The 19,051-nt window shown below is 56.7% G+C and carries 16 protein-coding genes; 11 read left to right on the plus strand and 5 right to left on the minus strand.

The features are described from left to right. Positions 1-76: 76 nt before the first annotated feature. On the plus strand, positions 77-442 hold the full coding sequence (locus tag OK409_RS05795) for an MmcQ/YjbR family DNA-binding protein (protein WP_010245482.1): 366 nt from the start codon (positions 77-79) through the stop codon (positions 440-442). A 93-nt stretch (positions 443-535) separates the two neighbouring features. On the opposite strand, the gene zinT is transcribed toward OK409_RS05795, so the two are convergent. After that, complete coding sequence (gene zinT, locus OK409_RS05800) at positions 536-1,183, minus strand: metal-binding protein ZinT (protein WP_187494517.1); 648 nt, start codon at positions 1,181-1,183, stop codon at positions 536-538. Positions 1,184-1,572: 389 nt separating this feature from the next. On the opposite strand from zinT, the gene katE reads away from it, so the two are divergent. After that, positions 1,573-3,837 (plus strand): catalase HPII, encoded by a 2,265-nt coding sequence (gene katE, locus OK409_RS05805; RefSeq protein WP_010245500.1) that lies wholly within the window; start codon positions 1,573-1,575, stop codon positions 3,835-3,837. A 67-nt stretch (positions 3,838-3,904) separates the two neighbouring features. On the opposite strand, the gene OK409_RS05810 is transcribed toward katE, so the two are convergent. Further along, on the minus strand, positions 3,905-5,563 hold the full coding sequence (locus OK409_RS05810; RefSeq protein WP_111533759.1) for a methyl-accepting chemotaxis protein: 1,659 nt from the start codon (positions 5,561-5,563) through the stop codon (positions 3,905-3,907). A gap of 222 nt (positions 5,564-5,785) precedes the next feature. Between OK409_RS05810 and OK409_RS05815 the strand changes: the two genes are divergently transcribed. Further along, entirely contained in the window at positions 5,786-7,042 is a 1,257-nt protein-coding gene (locus OK409_RS05815) for a mechanosensitive ion channel family protein (protein WP_010245507.1), read from the plus strand. 54 nt (positions 7,043-7,096) lie between these two features. Here the strand turns inward: OK409_RS05815 and OK409_RS05820 are convergent, their stop codons facing one another. Then, positions 7,097-7,390: a hypothetical protein gene (locus tag OK409_RS05820; protein WP_264366855.1), complete on the minus strand. Its 294-nt coding sequence runs from the start codon at positions 7,388-7,390 to the stop codon at positions 7,097-7,099. Positions 7,391-7,816: 426 nt separating this feature from the next. Here OK409_RS05820 and treZ point away from each other — a divergent pair, with 426 nt between their 5' ends. From treZ to OK409_RS05840, 4 genes are all read left to right on the plus strand, one after another. Continuing rightward, positions 7,817-9,601 carry a malto-oligosyltrehalose trehalohydrolase gene (treZ, locus tag OK409_RS05825; RefSeq protein ID WP_264366856.1) on the plus strand — a complete coding sequence of 595 codons (1,785 nt, stop codon included), beginning with the start codon at positions 7,817-7,819 and terminating at the stop codon, positions 9,599-9,601. After that, complete coding sequence (treY, locus tag OK409_RS05830; RefSeq protein ID WP_264366857.1) at positions 9,598-12,126, plus strand: malto-oligosyltrehalose synthase; 2,529 nt, start codon at positions 9,598-9,600, stop codon at positions 12,124-12,126. Before treZ ends, treY begins: the two co-directional genes overlap by 4 nt. Before the next feature lie 59 nt (positions 12,127-12,185). Further along, complete coding sequence (glgX, locus tag OK409_RS05835; protein WP_264366858.1) at positions 12,186-14,261, plus strand: glycogen debranching protein GlgX; 2,076 nt, start codon at positions 12,186-12,188, stop codon at positions 14,259-14,261. A gap of 126 nt (positions 14,262-14,387) precedes the next feature. Then, complete coding sequence (locus tag OK409_RS05840; protein ID WP_264366859.1) at positions 14,388-15,152, plus strand: SDR family NAD(P)-dependent oxidoreductase; 765 nt, start codon at positions 14,388-14,390, stop codon at positions 15,150-15,152. Positions 15,153-15,266: 114 nt separating this feature from the next. Here the strand turns inward: OK409_RS05840 and OK409_RS05845 are convergent, their stop codons facing one another. Beyond that, positions 15,267-15,542 carry a hypothetical protein gene (locus OK409_RS05845; RefSeq protein WP_010670051.1) on the minus strand — a complete coding sequence of 92 codons (276 nt, stop codon included), beginning with the start codon at positions 15,540-15,542 and terminating at the stop codon, positions 15,267-15,269. A 380-nt stretch (positions 15,543-15,922) separates the two neighbouring features. Here OK409_RS05845 and OK409_RS05850 point away from each other — a divergent pair, with 380 nt between their 5' ends. From OK409_RS05850 to OK409_RS05860, 3 genes are read left to right on the plus strand one after another with little or no spacing between them, the layout of a single operon-like run. Continuing rightward, on the plus strand, positions 15,923-16,081 hold the full coding sequence (locus OK409_RS05850) for a hypothetical protein (protein WP_022625733.1): 159 nt from the start codon (positions 15,923-15,925) through the stop codon (positions 16,079-16,081). 3 nt (positions 16,082-16,084) lie between these two features. Next, positions 16,085-16,624 (plus strand): TetR/AcrR family transcriptional regulator, encoded by a 540-nt coding sequence (locus OK409_RS05855; protein WP_250488577.1) that lies wholly within the window; start codon positions 16,085-16,087, stop codon positions 16,622-16,624. Next, on the plus strand, positions 16,621-17,769 hold the full coding sequence (locus OK409_RS05860; protein WP_264366860.1) for an MFS transporter: 1,149 nt from the start codon (positions 16,621-16,623) through the stop codon (positions 17,767-17,769). The genes OK409_RS05855 and OK409_RS05860 overlap by 4 nt, the downstream gene beginning before the upstream one ends. Positions 17,770-17,920: 151 nt before the next feature. Here OK409_RS05860 and OK409_RS05865 read toward each other — a convergent pair whose 3' ends face one another. Continuing rightward, positions 17,921-18,154 (minus strand): hypothetical protein, encoded by a 234-nt coding sequence (locus tag OK409_RS05865; protein WP_010670048.1) that lies wholly within the window; start codon positions 18,152-18,154, stop codon positions 17,921-17,923. Positions 18,155-18,443: 289 nt separating this feature from the next. Here OK409_RS05865 and OK409_RS05870 point away from each other — a divergent pair, with 289 nt between their 5' ends. Beyond that, positions 18,444-18,965 (plus strand): GNAT family N-acetyltransferase, encoded by a 522-nt coding sequence (locus tag OK409_RS05870; protein WP_192033630.1) that lies wholly within the window; start codon positions 18,444-18,446, stop codon positions 18,963-18,965. Positions 18,966-19,051: the final 86 nt, after the last annotated feature.

Genomic DNA, 19,051 nt, shown 5'->3' on the forward strand with positions numbered 1-19,051 from the left:
GAAGTGTAACAGGCCCCTGGCGACCAGCCAGTCGCGGGCCGCAGACTCAGGCTGAATAATTACAGGGAGACCCACTATGCAGGGCCATGAGATCCAGCGCATCGCCATTGAAGCGGCTGAGCGGCTGCCCGCCGCTGAATGCAGCTATCCATTCGGGCCGGAACATCAGGTCTATAAAGTGTGTGGAAAAGTGTTTTTACTGCTGACCGAACTGCGGGGTGTGCCGATTATCACCCTGAAATGCGAACCGCAGCAGGCGGAGCTGCACCGGGTGATCTATCCCTCGATCACCGCCGGTTATCATATGAATAAACGTCACTGGATCACGGCCTATCCCGGTGACGACCTCTCGCCTGGCTTGATTCAGCAGCTGGTTGAGGATTCGTATCAGCGTGTGGTTAAGGGTATACCCGCCTCGCGCCGCCCGGCCTGGGTGGGATAAACCCCGTGGAGGGGATACGTGTGGCTGGATACAAGCTGCGCCTGATAAGCATTAAAAACCCGCCCTGACCAGCGGGTCATCCGATCACGGCTCTCAGTGGTGCAGCATCTCATCCACGACCTGTGAGTTCATCATCTGGTAAGGATAATAGGTCGGCCAGTTATCCATCTCTGCCAGCAGGGCTTGCTGAGAATCGTTGCCCATAAAGATATGGAAATGGGCAGATTTACGCGGCCCGATGGTGTGGTCGCTGAACTGCACATATTTCGGCGCTTTGCTGCCCGCGTCCTGGCATTCAAACAGGTAGCGCACCCCTTTTTTACCTGAGTCATAGGTCAGGATTTTGTGGCCCGCATACCGGTAGTGGCAGGCGCTGACCTGATCGCCGATGTGAAACTCCATCACGCCATTTTCAATACCGATGGTATCGACGTCGGTGGCGTAGCCTTTGCGGTAATACGCTTTATACTCCTCTGCCGTTTTGCTGTGATCCTGCTGCGCTTTCTTCTGCCAGACCGGGTCCAGCTCCCCGCTTTGCAGCAGCGGATAAACCGACTGCCACAGGCCATCCCAGTCAGCGAGCGGACGATCTTTCACATCGCTGTCAGCAAAAACCCCTTCTGCCGCTTTCTGCTCCAGGGCTGACAGCGGTTTTCCATGTGCATGCGTGCCGTGTGCCAGCGACGGCTGGCTGACTAACAGTGCGCCCAGTAGCCCAATCCATTTACCTGCATGATTCATCAAAGTCTGATACCCCGGTCAACGTTACAAAATGAAATGTTATGATATAACATTTCTAACTTCAACCAAAAGCAGCAAACGCCAGCATTAATTTTATTAATCGGTTAATGCCCTGCATCAGGCAATGAGCGCCTCCTGCGGCGGCAGATTCTGCATCCTCTGAAAGCTCACTTTCCGTATAGCAGGCGCGGGCTGGAACGCCGTTAAGCCAGACGGCACAAGGCATGAATAAGCGAAGCGATAATCCGGATTGAGAGATAAGTGCGCTTTTCTGGCGGACAAAAAAGGCACAGTCGTCACAGTTAAATGCCCGATTTAACCTCAGTATTGTTCAGGTTGTTCTATATTTAGTGTCGTCGAAAGTAAAATAACAGCTGGAGCATGAATTAATGTCGAAAGAAACAGAGAAGAAACCCCTGAGCGAGCGCGCCCCCACCACCGGTCCGGAATCCTCAGAGCCGGGTCTGGGTTCACTGGCACCAAAAGATGGTTCGCATCAGCCCCCAGCCGAACCGACTCCGCCAGGCAAGCAGCCCACCGCCCCAGGCAGCCTGAAAGCGCCTCAGACGCACAACGCCAAACTTGACCAGCTTGAAGCCAGCCGCAAAAACGGCACCGACCGCGCCCTCACCACCAACCAGGGCACACGCATCGCCAACGATCAAAACTCACTGCGTGCCGGTTCGCGCGGTCCGACGCTGCTGGAAGACTTTATTATGCGTGAGAAAATCACGCACTTTGATCATGAGCGTATCCCGGAACGTATTGTTCATGCCCGTGGCTCAGCCGCACATGGCTATTTTCAGCCTTACCGCTCCCTGAAAGATCTGACCAAAGCGCAGTTCCTCAGCGATCCCGAGCAGACCACGCCGGTTTTCGTGCGTTTCTCCACGGTTCAGGGCGGTGCCGGATCGGCTGATACCGTGCGTGACATTCGCGGTTTCGCCGCCAAGTTCTACACCGAAGAGGGTGTCTTTGACCTGGTGGGCAACAACACGCCGGTGTTCTTTATTCAGGATGCGCATAAATTCCCTGACTTTGTGCATGCCGTTAAGCCGGAACCGCATAACGAAATCCCGCAGGGCCAGAGCGCCCATGACACCTTCTGGGATTACGTCTCTCTGCAGCCGGAAACCATGCACAACGTTATCTGGGCGATGTCTGATCGGGGTATTCCGCGCAGCTATCGCACCATGGAAGGTTTTGGTATTCACACCTTCCGCCTGATTAACGCAGAAGGTAAAGCGACCTTTGTCCGTTTCCACTGGAAGCCGGTGGCCGGTAAAGCGTCGCTGCTGTGGGACGAGTCACAGAAACTGACCGGTCGCGATCCCGATTTCCATCGCCGCGATCTGTGGGAAGCCATTGAAGCGGGGGATTTCCCGGAATATGAACTGGGCCTGCAGCTGATCCCGGAAGAGGATGAGTTCAAATTTGACTTCGATATTCTGGATGCCACCAAGCTGATCCCGGAAGCGCTGGTGCCGGTTGAGATTGTCGGCAAGATGGTACTTAACCGTAACCCGGACAACTTCTTTGCTGAAACCGAGCAGGTGGCGTTCCACCCAGGCCATATCGTGCCGGGCCTCGATTTCTCCAACGATCCGCTGCTACAGGGTCGTCTGTTCTCCTATACCGATACGCAGATCAGTCGTCTGGGCGGACCGAACTTCCATGAGATCCCGATCAACCGTCCGACCTGCCCGTACCATAACTTCCAGCGTCAGGGCATGCATCGTCAGGATATCGACACCAATCCGGCGAACTACGAGCCGAACTCGATCAACGATAACTGGCCGCGTGAAACCCCACCTGCTGCAGAAGGCGGCGGCTTCGAGAGCTATCAGGAGCGGATTGAGGGCCATAAAGTGCGCGAGCGCAGCCCCTCATTTGGTGAGTACTATGCACAGCCGCGCCTGTTCTGGCTGAGCCAGACTGAAGTCGAGCAGCAGCACATCATTGGTGCCTACTCGTTTGAACTGAGTAAAGTGGCGCGTGCTTATATCCGTGAGCGTGTGGTAGATCATCTGGCACGCATCGATACTAAACTGGCGCAGGGCGTGGCGGATAACCTGGGACTCGCTCTGACGGATGAGCAGCTCAACATTCAGCCGCCTGCGCCGGTGAATGGCCTGACTAAAGATGACAGCCTGAGCCTCTACGCCATTCCGGATGGCGAGATCAAAGGTCGCCAGGTCGCACTGCTGCTCAGCGATGGTGTGAAGGCGGCTGATGTGCTGGCGATTTTGCAGGCGCTGAAAGCGGTGGGTGTTCACGCCAAACTGCTGGCTCCGCATATGGGCCAGGTGCGCGCCGATGACGGTTCAGTGCTGCCGGTCGATGCGACGTTCGCCGGTCTGCCCTCTCTGACCTTTGATGCGGTGATGGTGCCGGATGGCAATATCGATGCCCTGCTGCTGAGCGGCGATGCTCGTTACTTCCTGCTGGAAGCCTACAAGCACCTCAAGGTGATTGGTCTGGTGGGGGAAGCGCGCCGCTTTAAAGCGCAGTTCGGTCTGGAAGATGCGGATCAGGAAGAAGGTATTGTGCAGGGCGACTCGGCGGAGAGCGCGCTGATGTCTGAGTTCACTCAGGCGATGAAAGCGCACCGCGTCTGGTCGCGCAGCCAGAAGGCACAGTCCGTCCCGGCCTGATGTCAGCGGCACGATGCCGCATGCCGCGTCACAAAATAAAAAACCGCCCTTGGGGCGGTTTTTTTTATCAGAAGGTCTGCCAGTTATCGTTGTCCGCCAGGCGGGCAGGCTGAAGTTTTGGCACGGCAAGGGCTTTCGCCACCGGCGCAGCAGAGAACGCCACCTGCAGAGTGCCGGTTTTGAATACCGATACCGTTTTACGCAGGTAGCTCGCCTGCTCTTCCAGTGAGGCGGCGGCAGTCGCGGACTCCTCCACCAGCGCGGCGTTCTGCTGCGTCACACCATCCATTTCCGAGACCGCTTTGCAGACCTGCTCAATGCCACGGGTCTGTTCAGTGGAAGAGGCCGCGATCTCTTCGATTAGCTGCGTGACACGACTCACCGACGTCACGATGCTCTCCATCGCGACGCCCGCCTGAGAAGCATGACCGGCACCGGTTTTAATTCGCTCGGCTGAGCGGTCAATCAGTCCCCGGATCTCCTGGGCAGCGCTGGCGCTGCGTCCGGCCAGCGAGCGCACTTCACCCGCTACCACTGCAAATCCACGACCCTGCTCACCGGCACGCGCGGCTTCAACGGCGGCGTTCAGCGCCAGAATATTGGTCTGGAAGGCGATACTGTCGATAATGGCGATGATACCGGCGATCTGATTCGAGCTTTCGCTAATCTGATCCATGTTGGCGATGACCCGGGCGACAGTCTCACCGCCCTGCATGGCCGTGGCTGAAGCCTCTTTCGCTACCGTGGTCGCCTGCTGCGCATTGTCTGCATTGAGTTTCACCGTTGAGGTGAGCTGCTCCATACTGGCTGCGGTCTGTTCCAGCGCGGCAGCCTGCTGTTCGGTACGGGAAGAGAGATCGGTGCTGCCCGCAGAGATTTCCGCTGCACCGGTAAAGATAGAGCGGGTGGCGTCATCGACCGAGGTAATGGTCACCACCAGCGCATCGCGCATCTGTTGCAACTCCTGAATCAGCAGGCCCATCTCATTGCGGCCTTCATGCTGAATATCGGAGGTCAGATCGCCGCCTGAAATGGCGCGCATATGGCCGGTCAGCCTGCCCAGTGGGCCAATCAGCAATTTCTGCAGCCCAATCCAGACCGCGACCCCAATCACGCCGGTGATCAGGCCAATAGTCAGCAGCGCCCAGAGCGCATCCGTCAGGCTACGCTGGTTATGCTCCGAGGACGCTTTCATCAGCTGGATGTTCACTGCACGCCAGGCCTCATAGGCACTGTCGAGCTGGTCCTGCGCCGCCTGTGCTTCAAGGTTGCCGTAGCCCGCATAGTTGCCCTGCTTCAGAAAGGTAATGGAGGCCAGCATAGTGTCACGCATCTGCTGGTAGGCGGTCTGCACCTGCGTCGCCTGGGCTTCACCCTGGCCCTCTTTGCGCGGCAGCGCCTGCCAGGCTTTGAAGTCCGCATCGGCGGCAGCAGCAGACTTTCCAGCCTGCTCCAGCAGCGCAGCCATGGCTGCCAGTGATTTTGGATCCTGCTGATTTTTCAGGAAACGGATTGCCACGCGGTTGATGGTGACGCGGGTTTTAATCAGGGTTTTTACCGCGTCACTCAGATGCTGCTGCTGCAGCGTAAGCTGCTCTGCCGCCACGAAGTTTTTGTCGGCTTTTGAGACGCCGTTATAGAACAGAAATCCGGTCAGGGTCAGTAACGCCACAAAGACCACCAGAACAGCAGCGATACCGTGAGTGATTTTAAGATTTTTAAGCATGTCCGCAGGCTCATATCAGAGGAGATAAAGCTGTTATCGGCCAGCGCGGCGTTTATCTGAGTGTTGCACCAGAGAAGGTAACAATCCGCAGGATGGAGGGTGCTGCCAGCGCGCCGTTACGCAAAAAAAGCGGTGCGGCTCAGCCTGAACGCATTCGGCGCTTAACAACCGTCCCCGTGCTGTGGTTGAATTCGCCCCTTATCTTTTTTGCACGTGGTTATCATGCATTACATTCAGAGTCTGATGAGTTTTATTGAGGGAAACAGGGTACTGTCGATCAGCTTCAGCCTGTTGCTGCTGATTATGGCCGGGATGGTCACTCACCTGATCTGCAAATTTTTCATCGTCAAAGTGATCAGGAAGGTCTTTTTCAGCAGCCACAAAAAGGGCGTGCCGCTGGATAAAGATGTCCGCCTCTCTCAGAAGCTGTCAAATTTTGTGCCGGTGATTGTGGTCTACAATTTCCTGCAGTTTATGCCGGGCCTGCCTGAAAATCTGAAAGTGGCGATTCAGACCATCTGCGGCATCCTGTTTTTTGTCTATCTGTCGATCTTCTTCAACGAAGTGCTGGAGATTGTTAACAACTCCTATTCGCGCAAATCAAAACGCAAGAATCACTCGATCAAAGGCTATATCCAGATCGGCAAAATCCTGGTGCATATTATTGCCGCGATCATGATTCTGGCGATTATGTCCAACAAGTCACCGGCGATTATCATCTCCTCGCTGGGTGCGGTCGCCGCAGTGCTGATGCTGATTTTCCAGCATACGCTGCTGTCGCTGGTGGCGAATATTCAGCTCTCCTCTAACGATGTGCTGCAACTGGGCGACTGGATTGAGATGCCGGACAGAAATATCAGTGGTGAAGTGATCGATATTGCCCTGCATACCATCACCATCCGCAACTGGGACAACACCATTTCGCGCATCCCGACCAAGAACTTCCTGACCGAGACCTACACCAACTGGCAGGCGATGTTCTCTTCGGGCGCACGCCGCATCATGCGCAGCTTTTATCTTGATCAGAAGTCGATCACCTTTGTGAATCAGGAGATGCTGCAGGCGATGAGCCAGATCCGCCTCGCTGGCGAATCGATCACTGAGCTGCTGGATGGACGTGATATCAATGCCGTGGGCGACCGCTGGTTTATGGAGAACGGTATCACCAATCTGATGGTGTTCCGTAAATACCTGACCGCCTGGCTGGCGCAGCGTGACGACATTCAGAAAGAGATGTATATCGTGGTGCGACCGCTGAAACCGTCGCCGGATGGATTGCCGGTGGAGATCTACTGCTTTACCTCCTCTATTTTCTGGGCCGATTATGAAAATACTCAGGCAGCGATTTTTGAGTATATCTACGCGATGGCCCGCCACTTTGAGCTGCAGATTTATCAGCATCCGGCAGGCTCCGATTTTGCCCGTCTGGCTCAGCCGCGCCCCGACAGCCGGGATGCACAGCAGAGCGGCGGGCAGTAACCAGAATGCGCGGTGGCGATCTGCCGCCGCCGTGATTCACGTTTGCTCAGCGCATTAACTTTTACTCAGCGCATAGTTCAGCACTTTGTCATTTTTCATCTGCACGGTCAGCGTCTGCCCTTCGGTGGTATTCAGGGTGCGCGCCTCGCTGTAGTTCCACTTCAGCAACCGCTGCCCGTCCGGGTAAGGCGTTTCACTGTCAGGCTGACCGAACAGCGCGATCAGCTGGGCTTTGGTGGTCTGACCGGCATGAATTTGCTGCAGATTACTGCTGTCCAGCCTGTGTCCGACCCGGTTAGAACAGGCGGAGAGCAGCAACAACGCGGCTAACAGAACTCTTTTCCTCACGTAACATCCTTCTGAAGTGTTCAGCGCCGCAGGTCATCCGGAGCGACCTGCGCCATCGCGCATAAGCTTATAGCGAATCGGCGCCATCTGGCAGGCTTTTCTGCGCCTGGCTCCTGCTTTCGCCCCGCCGGATGCAGATTCACAGCAATTAACGCAAATTAATGCCTCTCTACCCCCCGCCGCCCTGCGATTGCAACATCTTAGTCTATGATTACTCACTGTATGCCGCGTGGAAGCGGTCTCACGGCCCGTTTTCCGCCACACCACGCTGAATACCAGTCCGGCTTTCTGACTGAAGAGACGCGCCAGCCCACCTGGCCTCCTGGTCTCGCTGATAGCTTTAAGATTTTTTGACGCTTGCGTCATCGACATCCTTTTCGTGCGGTGGCCACCATCGCGCATTTCCAGGCTAAATGAGGCAACTGAATGGAATCCAAATCTTTTTTTAAAAGTTGGGGCGCTGAACGGGTTGCCAGCGACGAGGTGCGTTTCCGCCTCTGGGCAACCGGTCAGCAACGCGTGACGCTGCGGCTCTCCGGTAAAGACATTGAGATGACGCCGCAGGCTGACGGCTGGTTTGAAACTCAGGTCGCTGGTGTGGCAGCCAATGCCGAATATGATTATGTGCTGGCCGATGGTACAGCGGTGCCCGATCCCGCCGCCCGCGCTCAGAAAGCAGAGGTCAATGGCCCGTCGCTGGTGATCGATCCTGACGCTTATCAGTGGCAGAACACGAGCTGGAAGGGTCGTCCATGGCAGGAGTCGGTGGTCTATGAACTGCACATCGGCACCTTTACGCCTGAGGGCACCTTCCGGGCGGCGATTGAGAAGCTGCCAACGCTGGCTGAAACCGGCATTACCATGATTGAAGTGCTGCCGGTGTCGCAATTCGGCGGTAATCGCGGCTGGGGCTACGATGGCGTGCTGCTCTATGCACCGCATGCCGCCTACGGTACACCCGATGATTTTAAAGCCTTTATTGACGCAGCACACGGCCACGGTCTGTCGGTAGTGCTGGATATCGTGCTGAACCACTTCGGCCCGGAGGGCAACTATCTGCCGCTGCTCTCACCAGACTTCTTCCACAAAGAGCGCCAGACGCCGTGGGGCGCCGGTATCGCCTATGACGCTGATGCGGTGCGCCGCTATATCGTGGAAGCGCCGCTCTACTGGCTGCAGGAGTTTAATCTGGATGGCCTGCGCTTTGACGCCATCGATCAGATTGACGATCCCAGCGACAAGCATGTGCTGATTGACATTGCTGAGCGCATCCGCGCCTCGATTACCGATCGCCCTATTCATCTGACCACCGAAGATTGCCGTAACGTCACCTTCCTGCATCCGCGTGACGAAAACGGGGACGCTCCGCTGTTTACCGGCGAATGGAACGATGACTTCCACAACGCCGTGCATGTGCTGGCAACCGGTGAAAGCCACGCCTATTACCAGGATTTCGCCGACCAGCCGGAACAGCGGGTAGCGCGGGCGCTGGCAGAAGGCTTTGTCTATCAGGGCGAAGTCTCGCCGCAGTCGGGTGAACCACGCGGCGTGAAAAGCAGCAGCCAGCCGCCGGTCGCCTTTGTCGACTTCATCCAGAACCATGACCAGACGGGCAACCGTGCGCAGGGCGAAAGGCTCATCAGCCTGGCCGGCGCAGAGCGCACCCAGGTGCTGCTGGCGATGTTGCTGGTCTCGCCACATATTCCGCTGCTGTTTATGGGTGAAGAGTATGGCGAAACCCGGCCGTTCCTGTTCTTCACCGATTTCCACGGCGATCTGGCCAAAGCGGTGCGTGAAGGTCGCGCCAGAGAGTTTGAAGGCCATGCCGGTCACGGCGAAACCGTGCCGGATCCTAACGATGTCACCACCTTTGAACAGTCGAAGCTTAACTGGCAGCGAACAGAAACGCCGGAAGGTCAGCAGTGGCTGGCGCTGACGCGTCAGCTGCTGGCCCTGCGTCAGCAACATATCGTGCCGCTGCTGCAGACCGCCGGTGGCGATGCAGGTCAGGTGGTGAAAACGGCGGAAGGTTTCCTCGCGGTGCGCTGGGACTTCCCGCAGGGCACGCTGTCACTGGCGCTGAACGTCGGCAACAGCACACAGCCGATCCCCGATCTGCCAGGCGAAACGCTGTTTGCCTGGCCGCAGGCCGCCAGCGAACTGATTCCCAACGCTATCGTGGTTCGCCTGGCTAAGAGAGAAGCAGAATGAATATTCCAACCGCAACGTACCGCATTCAGTTCCGCAACGGCATGACGTTTGACCGTGCGGCGGCGCTGGTGCCCTACCTGAAACAGCTGGGTATCAGCCATCTTTACGCGTCACCGATCTTCAGCGCTACTGCTGAATCGACCCACGGCTATGACGTGACCGACGTTAACCAGATCGAGCCGTCGATTGGCGGCCGTGAAGGATTTGATCGCATGGCTGCTGCGCTGAAAGCCGCCGGGCTGGGGCTGATCCTCGACATCGTGCCTAACCATATGGCCGCCTCGCTGGAGAACCCGTGGTGGCGCGACGTCATTGAGCATGGCGAAAAGAGCCGCTATGCGCATTACTTCGATATCGACTGGTCACGCCGCCTGACGCTGCCGTTCCTCGGTGACACCTTTGAGGCGGTGCTGGCCAACGGCGAGATCAGCGTGAAGCGCGATCCGCAGACCGGCAAACCGGCGCTGGCCTACTTCGACAATTTCTATCCGCTGGCACCTGAGACCTGGCAGGATCGGGAAGAAGCGGTGCTCGCCCTGCGCGACGCGGCAGAGATTGCTGAACTGCATGACCAGCAGCCGTGGCGGCTGATGTCCTGGCGCGATGCGCCCAACGATCTCTCCTACCGTCGCTTCTTTGAAGTCACCGGTCTGGTAGGCGTGCGCGTGGAAGACAAAACGGTCTTCGATGCCGCACATCAGCTGATCCTGGAACTGGTTCACAGCGGTGCGGTGCAGGGCTTACGCGTCGACCACGTGGATGGCCTGGCCGATCCGCACGGCTATCTGGAACAGTTAAGCCAGGCTGCCGGTCCCGACTGCTATCTCACCGTGGAGAAAATCCTGGGTGACAATGAACAGCTGCCTGATGCATGGCCGGTTTCCGGCACCACCGGATATGAATTTATGGCCGCGCTCGCCAATCTGCTGGTCGACAGCGATCAGCTGAGCGGACTGCGCAAAGCGTATCAGGCCGTCATCGGTAAAACCGTTGATATGAAAGCGGAGCTGCGCGCCGCCAAACTGCTGATGGCAAACCGCAATTTTGCCGGTGAATTTAACCGGTTACTGCAGCTGGCACTGAAGATTGCCGACGCAGAAGGCACGCCACAGCCGGAAGCGGAACTAAAGAATGCGCTGCGTGAACTGCTGGTGGCGTTCCCGGTCTATCGCACCTACGGTACGCCGCAGGGCCTGACCCCAGCCGACACCGCGCTGTTGCAACAGGTGGTCAGCGAGGTCAAAGCCAGTGCCCATGCGCCCGACAGCCAGGCGCTTGATTTCCTGACCCATATTCTGCGCGCAGAGGTTGCCGACTCCGCTCGCGACGATGCCACGCAATTCCGCACCCGCTTCCAGCAGCTGACCGGACCGCTGATGGCGAAATCGGTGGAAGATACCCTCTTCTTCCGTCAGCACATGGCGCTGGCGCTGAATGAAGTGGGCGCTGAACCGCTGGCGCGCCACTTCTCGCTGGATCAGTTTCACGCTGAAATGCAGGCGCGGCGCGAACATCAGCCCGATGCGCTGTCGGGCACCTCCACACACGACACCAAGCGCGGTGAAGATGCGCGTGCGCGACTCTATACCCTTACCGAAGCGCCGCAACGCTGGGCGGAATGCGTCAACCGCTGGCGGGAGATGAACCACGATAAGGTCGTACGTCTGAAAGATGGTCCGGCACCCGAACCGGCCGTGGAGTGGATGCTGTATGAAGCGCTGGCGGGCGTCTGGCCAACCACCCTGCAGCCGCAGGATGCGGAAGGTCTGGCGGCGCTGGAAGCCCGCTTTGTGGTCTATGTGGAAAAAGCGCTGCGTGAAGCAAAGCTGCGTACCGACTGGGCCGACAACAACGACGCCTATGAGGAGGCAGTGCTGGGCTATGCCCGTCACCTGCTTGCGCCCGCCAACAGCACCTTCCTCAGTGACTTCTGCCAGTCGCTGCAACCCTTTATGCGTGCCGGTCTGGTCAACAGTCTGACCCAGACTGTGGTGAAGCTTACGGCGCCTGGCGTACCCGATATTTATCAGGGCAGCGAGGCCCTGGACTTCAGCCTGGTCGATCCCGATAACCGCCGCGAACCCGATTTCGACGCGCTGGCGGCGATGCTTAACGCGCCACAGCACGACGGCAGCGAGGCGCACTGGCTGCGCGGTCAGGTCAATCAGCAGGCGATTGTGAAGCTGCTGACGCTGCGTCAGCAGCAGCCTGCCCTGTTCCGCTACGGTGACTATCTGGCACTGTCGGCAGAGGGCGAGCAGCAGAATAATGTGCTGGCCTTTGCCCGCACCGGACAGGATCAGGCGGTGATAGTGGTTGTATCACGGCGGGTCTTTAACCAGCTGCCGGAGAATCTCGACCAGCCGCCCGCTGCACGCTGGGCTGACACGGTCATTGCGCTGCCCACCGCACTGGGCCAGCGCCGCTACCAGGATGTGCTGACCGGTAAAACGGTGGCTGCGGGCGACCAGTTGCCGCTTACCGGGCTGGCATCGCAGTGGTGTGCCGTGCTGGTGGCACAGTGAATTCCGGAAAGAACTTTTTTTATTACGCGTCAATCTGTTCATTGAATAACGAGGCATAAATGTCAAACAGTCAGCGTTTTGAAATTACGGCGGGATACAGCCATTTACTGGGGGCCAACTTTGATGGTCAGGGCGTGAACTTCGCCCTGTTCAGCGCCCACGCCGAGCGGGTTGAACTCTGTCTGTACGATCCCAGCGGTAAAACGGAAATTGCCCGTCTGGAGCTGCCGGAATATACCCATGAAGTATGGCACGGCTATATTCCGGGCCTTCAGCCCGGCGCGCTCTATGGCTATCGCGTCTATGGCCCTTATGACCCGGAAAATGGTCATCGCTTTAACCCGAACAAGCTGCTGCTCGATCCCTACGCCCGTGAACTGGCGGGAGACATCGCGTGGAACGAGGCGCACTTCGCTTACGATCTCTATCATGACGATAAAGATCTGACCTTCGACAGCCGCGACAGCGCGCCGTTTACGCCAAAGTGCCGGGTGATCGATCCCAACGAATTCGACTGGCAGGATAAAAACCGCCCGAATGTGCCGTGGCCGAAAACCGTCATCTATGAAACCCACGTTAAGGGCTTCACGCAGCTCAACACCGCCCTGCCACCTGAAATGCGCGGCACCTTTGACGGCATGAGCCACAAATCGACCGTCGACTACATCAAAAGCCTGGGCATTACCTCGGTCGAACTGCTGCCGGTACACTGGTTCCCGGATGACCAGCACCTGCTGGATAAAGGGTTGAAAAACTTCTGGGGATATAACACGCTGAACTTCTTTGCCCCCGCCACCCGCTACTTTGGGCCGCGCGGCATTCAGGGCTTCCGTGACATGGTGCGAGCCTTCCATGATGCCGGTATTGAGGTGATCCTCGACGTGGTTTACAACCACACCGCCGAGGGGAATGAACTGGGGCCAACGCTGTCGTTTAAAGGCATCGATAACTTCTCCTATTACCGTACGTTGCCAGACCAGCATCGCTATTACATCAACGACACCGGTACCGGTAACACCGTCAACACCTCGCATCCGCGTGTGCTGCAGATGGTGCTCGATTCGCTGCGTTACTGGTCAGAATCAATGCATATCGACGGCTTCCGTTTCGATCTGGGTACTATTCTCGGTCGCGAGCCTGATGGTTTTGACCCGCGCGGCGGCTTCTTCGATGCCATCATGCAGGACCCGGTCCTGTCGCAGAAAAAGCTGATTGGTGAACCCTGGGATATCGGTCCGGGCGGCTATCAGGTGGGCAGCTTCCCGCCAGGCTGGGCAGAATGGAACGATCAGTATCGCGATACGGTGCGTGACTACTGGAAAGGCAACAACGTCTCCACAGACTTTGCCGCCCGCCTGCTGGGTTCCGGCGATCTCTACGATCAGCACGGTCGTCGTCCATGGGCCAGCGTCAACTTTATCACCGCACACGATGGCTTCACCCTCAACGATCTGGTGTCGTACAACGACAAACATAACGAGGAGAATGGCGAAGACAACAACGACGGCCACAACGACAACCGCTCTTACAACTACGGGGTTGAAGGCCCGACCGATGATGAAAGCATCAACGCGGTGCGTGAGCGTCAGAAGCGCAACTTCCTCGCCACGCTGATCTTCTCACACGGTACGCCAATGCTGCTGGCGGGCGACGAGTTTGGCCGCAGCCAGATGGGCAACAACAATGGCTACTGCCAGGACAGCGAAATCTCCTGGGTACACTGGGATAACCTGCCGGAATCTGCCGAGGCGCTGCGCGAGTTCACCCGCCAGATCCTGACGTTACGTGCTCAGCAGCCGTTACTGCGCCGTGAAAACTGGCGTGATGGCATGGATATCAAATGGTTTAACGCCGGTGGCGGCTTCCAGCAGGCTGAGCAGTGGGATGAAGGCTCAACGCTGGGGGTTTATATCGGCCGACCGGACCTCCAGACCGAGGAAGGCATCTGGCACGACGTCCTGATGCTGTTCAATCCGTTTGAAGGCAATGTACCGTTCCAGATCCCGCAGTTTGGTGAAGGCGGCTGGGTGCTGGAACTGACCACCAGCGACACCGCGAAGCGCGGTCTGGTGATCACCAAGGAGAAGGATTTCGAACTGGAAGGACGCAGCTTCGCCCTGTTCAGACGTCCATAGCCGCTGACCCGGTTAAAAAGCAGTCATCTGGCGCAGCGCATTTCGCGCTGCGCTTGTGTTTCTGGCGATCGCTGCCAGGCTTAACCGGTTGTTAACAGTGAGAATTGATGCTGAAAAGGAGGCATAATGTCCAGATTTACGCAGAAAGTTGTGGTTGTGACAGGTGCCGGATCCGGCATTGGCGAAGCCAGCGCAAAACGCTTCGCTGAAGAGGGTGCATCAGTGGTGCTGGTGGGCCGTACCGCGCAGAAACTGGAAGAGACGCTGGCCGACATGACGCCAGGCGATCACCTGGTGGCTGCCTGCGACGTCTCAGAAGCCGCACAGGTTAAACAGCTGTCAGAAACCGTGCTGAAGAAGTATGGCCGTGTTGACGTGCTGGTAAATAATGCCGGCGTCATCGTGCAGGGCCGCATCCATGAGGTCGATCTCGACGCATGGAAAACCCTGATGAAAACTGACCTTGATGGGGTCTTCCACGGCGTACACTATTTCATGCCTGCCCTGTTAAAGAGCAAAGGCAACGTGGTTAACATCTCATCAGTTTCCGGCTTAGGCGGCGACTGGGGCATGAGCATCTACAACGCGGCTAAAGGGGCGATTACCAACTTCACCCGTGCGCTGGCGATGGACTACGGCGCAGATCGCGTCCGGGTCAATGCAATCTGTCCCGGCTTTACCTTTACCGATCTGACCGAAGATGCCAAACAGGATCAGGCGCTGCTGGAGCGCTTTTACGACCGTATTCCACTGCGCCGGGCCGGTGAAGCAGATGATATCGCCCGTGCCATTCTCTTTATTGCCAGCGATGAAGCCAGTTATATTACCGGCGTTAATCTGCCGGTCGATGGCGGAATTACCGCCTCAAATGGCCAGCCTAAACAGGCTTAAATAAAGAGCAGGGCAGCGTCTTTACGCTGCCTTTTTTTATTCTAACCGGCCCGCAGCATTAATTCCCTTTATTATCCTTCTGCCACAGCAGAACAATAACTGCCTGCATACAAATTAATGTTTTGGCGTATGACGGGTTGGCGTTGCCGCGCGTGCCGGTTTAATTGCCGTGCTGCTGCTGGTCGGGCAAATAAAAGTGCTCAGGCAGGCATTACAGAGTATGGCATTAGCGTGATGGACTTTCGCCACGGCCAGCGCCTGCTGGCGAGTATAAAGCGAACCAATAAAAACGCGTTTATCGTTCTTTGACAGATTAACGCAACCTTCTTTGTGTAAAATCCATCCACCCATGGGACGCGGGCACAGATAATAGTAGCTGGCTTTGAGCATGGTAGTCATCCTGATAGTTGCTGTATGTATCTTAAAAAACGAACCAAAATTCGTAAGAGGTTTTTTTTGTAATCTGAAGCTTTATTAAACTAACTGAGAATTATCCCTAAAACCACTTTATTGCGTGAGTCTGGCTGACTTTGAGAATATGCCCTTTTTCATTGCTGATGTCGCTTCAGGCATTCCACGCGCTGTAACGCCCTCACCCTCACTGTCGCCCCGCTTACATTTATACTGCTAATGCATCACAAAAAAAGCAAAAAACAAAATAAAACTTAAAAAACAACACATTATAAAATAAATCCGCGCACCATGGGTGACGCGCTACTCAGATATGATTAGAGCAGAAGCTGAAAAAGATCACCCCCGCAGGGGTATTTATGAGTATTGATAAACTGAACCTGAATAAGAGTGAAAGTGGTGCACAGCGTGCCTTTAAGCGGAACGCCAGCTCCCCTGGCATCAGGGATTTATCAATACCAGCGGGCGTAATTAACAGCGACCGGCTTGAAAAAGTAAAACGATCGGTTTACTTTTAAAGCATGAAAAAGAGAAACGATATCATCCAGGCCGCCGAGCGGCTCTTCTACACCCACGGTTTCCACGCCACCAGCACTGACCAACTCTGTCGCGAAGCGGGCGTCTCTACCCGCACGCTCTATCATCACTTCGCCTCACGCGAAGCGCTGACCGCAGCGGTACTCGACGCGCGCGAGCAGCGCTTTATGGCCGATCTGCTGCCACCGCAACAGCCTGATGCGATAGCGCATCTGTTCAGGGTGCTGGGCGAGTGGACGGCAGCGAACGGTGCCCGTGGCTGCTTCTTTCTTAAAGCCTGGGGAGAGTATGCCGAGCGGGACAGCGAACTGGCCGCTCAGGCGCTGGCCTTTCGGGCCACGATGCGGGCTTATATCACCCATTGTGTGACGCATCTGCGCGGTGCTGAAGATAAGTCGCTGAGTGATACCATCTGGATACTCTTTGAGGGTGCCATTACCACGGCGCTGATTACCGGTCCCGCCGCTGCTCAACAGGCGGCACAGGTCGTCAGTCAGTTACTTCAGAACAGGGCGACAGGATGAGAGCGCCCATCGCGCTGGCGCTGACCGGCTTCAGCCTGATCGCCGTGACCTATGGCATGGCGCGCTTCTCGTGGGGATTGATGCTGCCCGCTATCTCAGCGGAGATCCCCTTCAACCCGCAGCAGGCGGGTATGCTGTCAGCCTGCAGCTTTTTGGCATATTGCCTCACCATACTTACCGCAGCCGCGCTGGCGGATCGCTATGGCACCCGGCTGACGGCGCTGCTGGCCTCACTCAGTGCGACGGCGGGTCTGCTGCTGCTCGCCTGTGCCTCATCAACGCTGCTGCTGGCGGCCGGACTCTTTATTGCCGGATTGAGTGCCGGTCTGGCTTCACCTGCCCTGGCGGCGGCGGTCAGCGATCGAATCCCTGCTGCGGGTCAGCCGCGCATCAATACCCTGATCAATGCCGGCACCAGCGCGGGCATTATCCTGACGGTGGTCATCCTGAGCGTTCTGCCCGGCGGCTGGCGTGCCGCCTGTCTGCTGTTCGCTTTGCTGTCGCTGGCCTGTGTGCTGCCGGTGATGCGCGTGTTATCGGGTCACGCCGCCAGCCGCCCCACCAGAGTGGGTCACTGGCACCAGCGGCTGTATCGCCGCTCCATGCATCGTCTGATGAGTATTGCGTTGATTTCGGGTCTGGTCAGTGCAGCCTGGTGGAGCTTTGGGTCAGCGCTGCTGCGACAGCATGTCGGTGTTGATGAGGAGACCGCCCGCTTACTCTGGCTGATTGCCGGAGGCGCAGGCATCGTGGGTGCGGCAACCGGGCCGGTCGCTGCCCGTATCGGGCTGAAGGGTGTATACCGGCTCTCACTGTGCGGGATGGCAGTGCCACTGCTGGTGCTGGCCTGGAGTCGGGGCGAATCCACCGGTTTAGCGATCGCGGTTGCCTGCTGTGGCGCAGGTTACGTCACGCTATCGGGCGTGCTGCTGGTGTGGGGCGCACGCGCCACTGCTGAAGATCCGGCGACCGGCGTCGGCATCCTGTTTTTTATGCTGGCGGTGGGCCAGGTAGCGGGATCGCTGCTGTTTGGTCAGCTCTACGCCTCTTTGGGTGCCAGTACGGCATTGACGCTGTTTGCGGTCAGCGCCCTGCTGTTGCTGTTTATTGCACCCGCGCAGAACAGCAGCGAGTCGGCTAAATAAGCAGGCGTAAACGAATGGGTTGGCAGAAAACAGGGAAGTTAGAAATAGCGTCGATGCTATTTACCAGACAGTGCCAATATTATCGCCCGGAGAATGAGGAAATATTACGCAGGTGTTATGGCTGAAGCGATAAACTCATCGCGGCGTCCGTTCAGATCGCGCGGATATTTTTAATGCGTGGATTTATTTTCTGCTGAAGCAAATCTTCTTCGGGACCCAGATAATAAGGCACAGCACACTGCTTACCATCTTTGGTAAAAATAATCTGGTTATCATGCAGGAATAACGCAGTAAAATGGCCCAGTACCACACCATTTAATTCAAAGCAGTGATTTCTTGCTGCACGCAGCCCCTGCTTACTATTCAGAAAATCAACAAATCGCATCACGCTGCGCCTCCATTTAATAAATCAACCCCATCAGAACCGCGAAGATAATAGCCTTAATGCCGGCCCGGATCATCCGGCTGACGCTGTTTTCAGAATAGGCTTAATTACCATTCAGTAGTGGCACTAAACCGACGTGATTTTTTATCTGCTTCCTGCCAGGAATAATCCTGCCGAACGACGCACTCATAAAATTTCATGAGCGCGTAATATTTATATTGCGCCCTCACATCGCCCGCTATACCGTTGTTTTTCCACCAGGTGCAGACTTTCGGGGCAAAACCGCATAATGGAAATTTTTGAGGCAGATGAACGCCACATCACGGCGATTCAGCAGATCTACGCCTGGCATGTCCTTAACGGCACCGGCTCATTTGAGACAGTGCCGCCCGACGCGGCAGAGATTGGCGAGCGGATGCGGAAGATTCAGCAGGCGGGCCTGCCGTGGTTTATCGCTTTCAGCGACGGAGAAGTACGTGGGTTCTGCTATCTGACGCCTTATCGCCCGCGCCATGCCTACCGGCATACGCTGGAAGACTCAATTTATATCGATCCCGGATTTCAGAAGCGCGGAGCCGGTTCGCGCCTGTTAAACCATGTAATCCGCTGGGCTGAGCAGGCAGGGTTCCGCCAGTTGATCGCCAACGTCGGCGACAGCGAGAACCAGGGCTCGATTGCCGTACATCGCGCCGCAGGCTTTGAGATGACAGGTATCCTGCGCTCGGTAGGTTTTAAACAGGGTCGCTGGCTGGATACCGTTTTTATGCAGCGCTCTCTGGGAACGGGCAATACCACGCTGCCGGTTGATTAAAACAGAGTCAGAGTGAGAAAGACGTACTGGCCCTCGTTTTCCCCGGAAGAAGCTTCTGGTAAGGTGCCATAACAAAAAATAAAAAA

This window comes from Pantoea sp. RG18 (genome assembly GCF_025910075.1).
Taxonomy (GTDB): Bacteria; Pseudomonadota; Gammaproteobacteria; order Enterobacterales; family Enterobacteriaceae; genus Pantoea; species Pantoea agglomerans.

Excerpts from the sequence above, each read along its gene's own strand:
- glgX (WP_264366858.1), top strand. The coding sequence starts at position 12,186 with ATGTCAAACAGTCAGCGTTTTGAAATTACGGCGGGATACAGCCATTTA.
- treZ (WP_264366856.1), top strand. The coding sequence starts at position 7,817 with ATGGAATCCAAATCTTTTTTTAAAAGTTGGGGCGCTGAACGGGTTGCC.
- OK409_RS05855 (WP_250488577.1), top strand. The coding sequence starts at position 16,085 with ATGAAAAAGAGAAACGATATCATCCAGGCCGCCGAGCGGCTCTTCTAC.
- treY (WP_264366857.1), top strand. The coding sequence starts at position 9,598 with ATGAATATTCCAACCGCAACGTACCGCATTCAGTTCCGCAACGGCATG.
- zinT (WP_187494517.1), bottom strand. The coding sequence starts at position 1,183 with ATGAATCATGCAGGTAAATGGATTGGGCTACTGGGCGCACTGTTAGTC.
- OK409_RS05815 (WP_010245507.1), top strand. The coding sequence starts at position 5,786 with ATGCATTACATTCAGAGTCTGATGAGTTTTATTGAGGGAAACAGGGTA.
- katE (WP_010245500.1), top strand. The coding sequence starts at position 1,573 with ATGTCGAAAGAAACAGAGAAGAAACCCCTGAGCGAGCGCGCCCCCACC.
- OK409_RS05865 (WP_010670048.1), bottom strand. The coding sequence starts at position 18,154 with ATGCGATTTGTTGATTTTCTGAATAGTAAGCAGGGGCTGCGTGCAGCA.
- OK409_RS05795 (WP_010245482.1), top strand. The coding sequence starts at position 77 with ATGCAGGGCCATGAGATCCAGCGCATCGCCATTGAAGCGGCTGAGCGG.
- OK409_RS05845 (WP_010670051.1), bottom strand. The coding sequence starts at position 15,542 with ATGCTCAAAGCCAGCTACTATTATCTGTGCCCGCGTCCCATGGGTGGA.
- OK409_RS05860 (WP_264366860.1), top strand. The coding sequence starts at position 16,621 with ATGAGAGCGCCCATCGCGCTGGCGCTGACCGGCTTCAGCCTGATCGCC.
- OK409_RS05850 (WP_022625733.1), top strand. The coding sequence starts at position 15,923 with ATGAGTATTGATAAACTGAACCTGAATAAGAGTGAAAGTGGTGCACAG.
- OK409_RS05840 (WP_264366859.1), top strand. The coding sequence starts at position 14,388 with ATGTCCAGATTTACGCAGAAAGTTGTGGTTGTGACAGGTGCCGGATCC.
- OK409_RS05810 (WP_111533759.1), bottom strand. The coding sequence starts at position 5,563 with ATGCTTAAAAATCTTAAAATCACTCACGGTATCGCTGCTGTTCTGGTG.
- OK409_RS05870 (WP_192033630.1), top strand. The coding sequence starts at position 18,444 with ATGGAAATTTTTGAGGCAGATGAACGCCACATCACGGCGATTCAGCAG.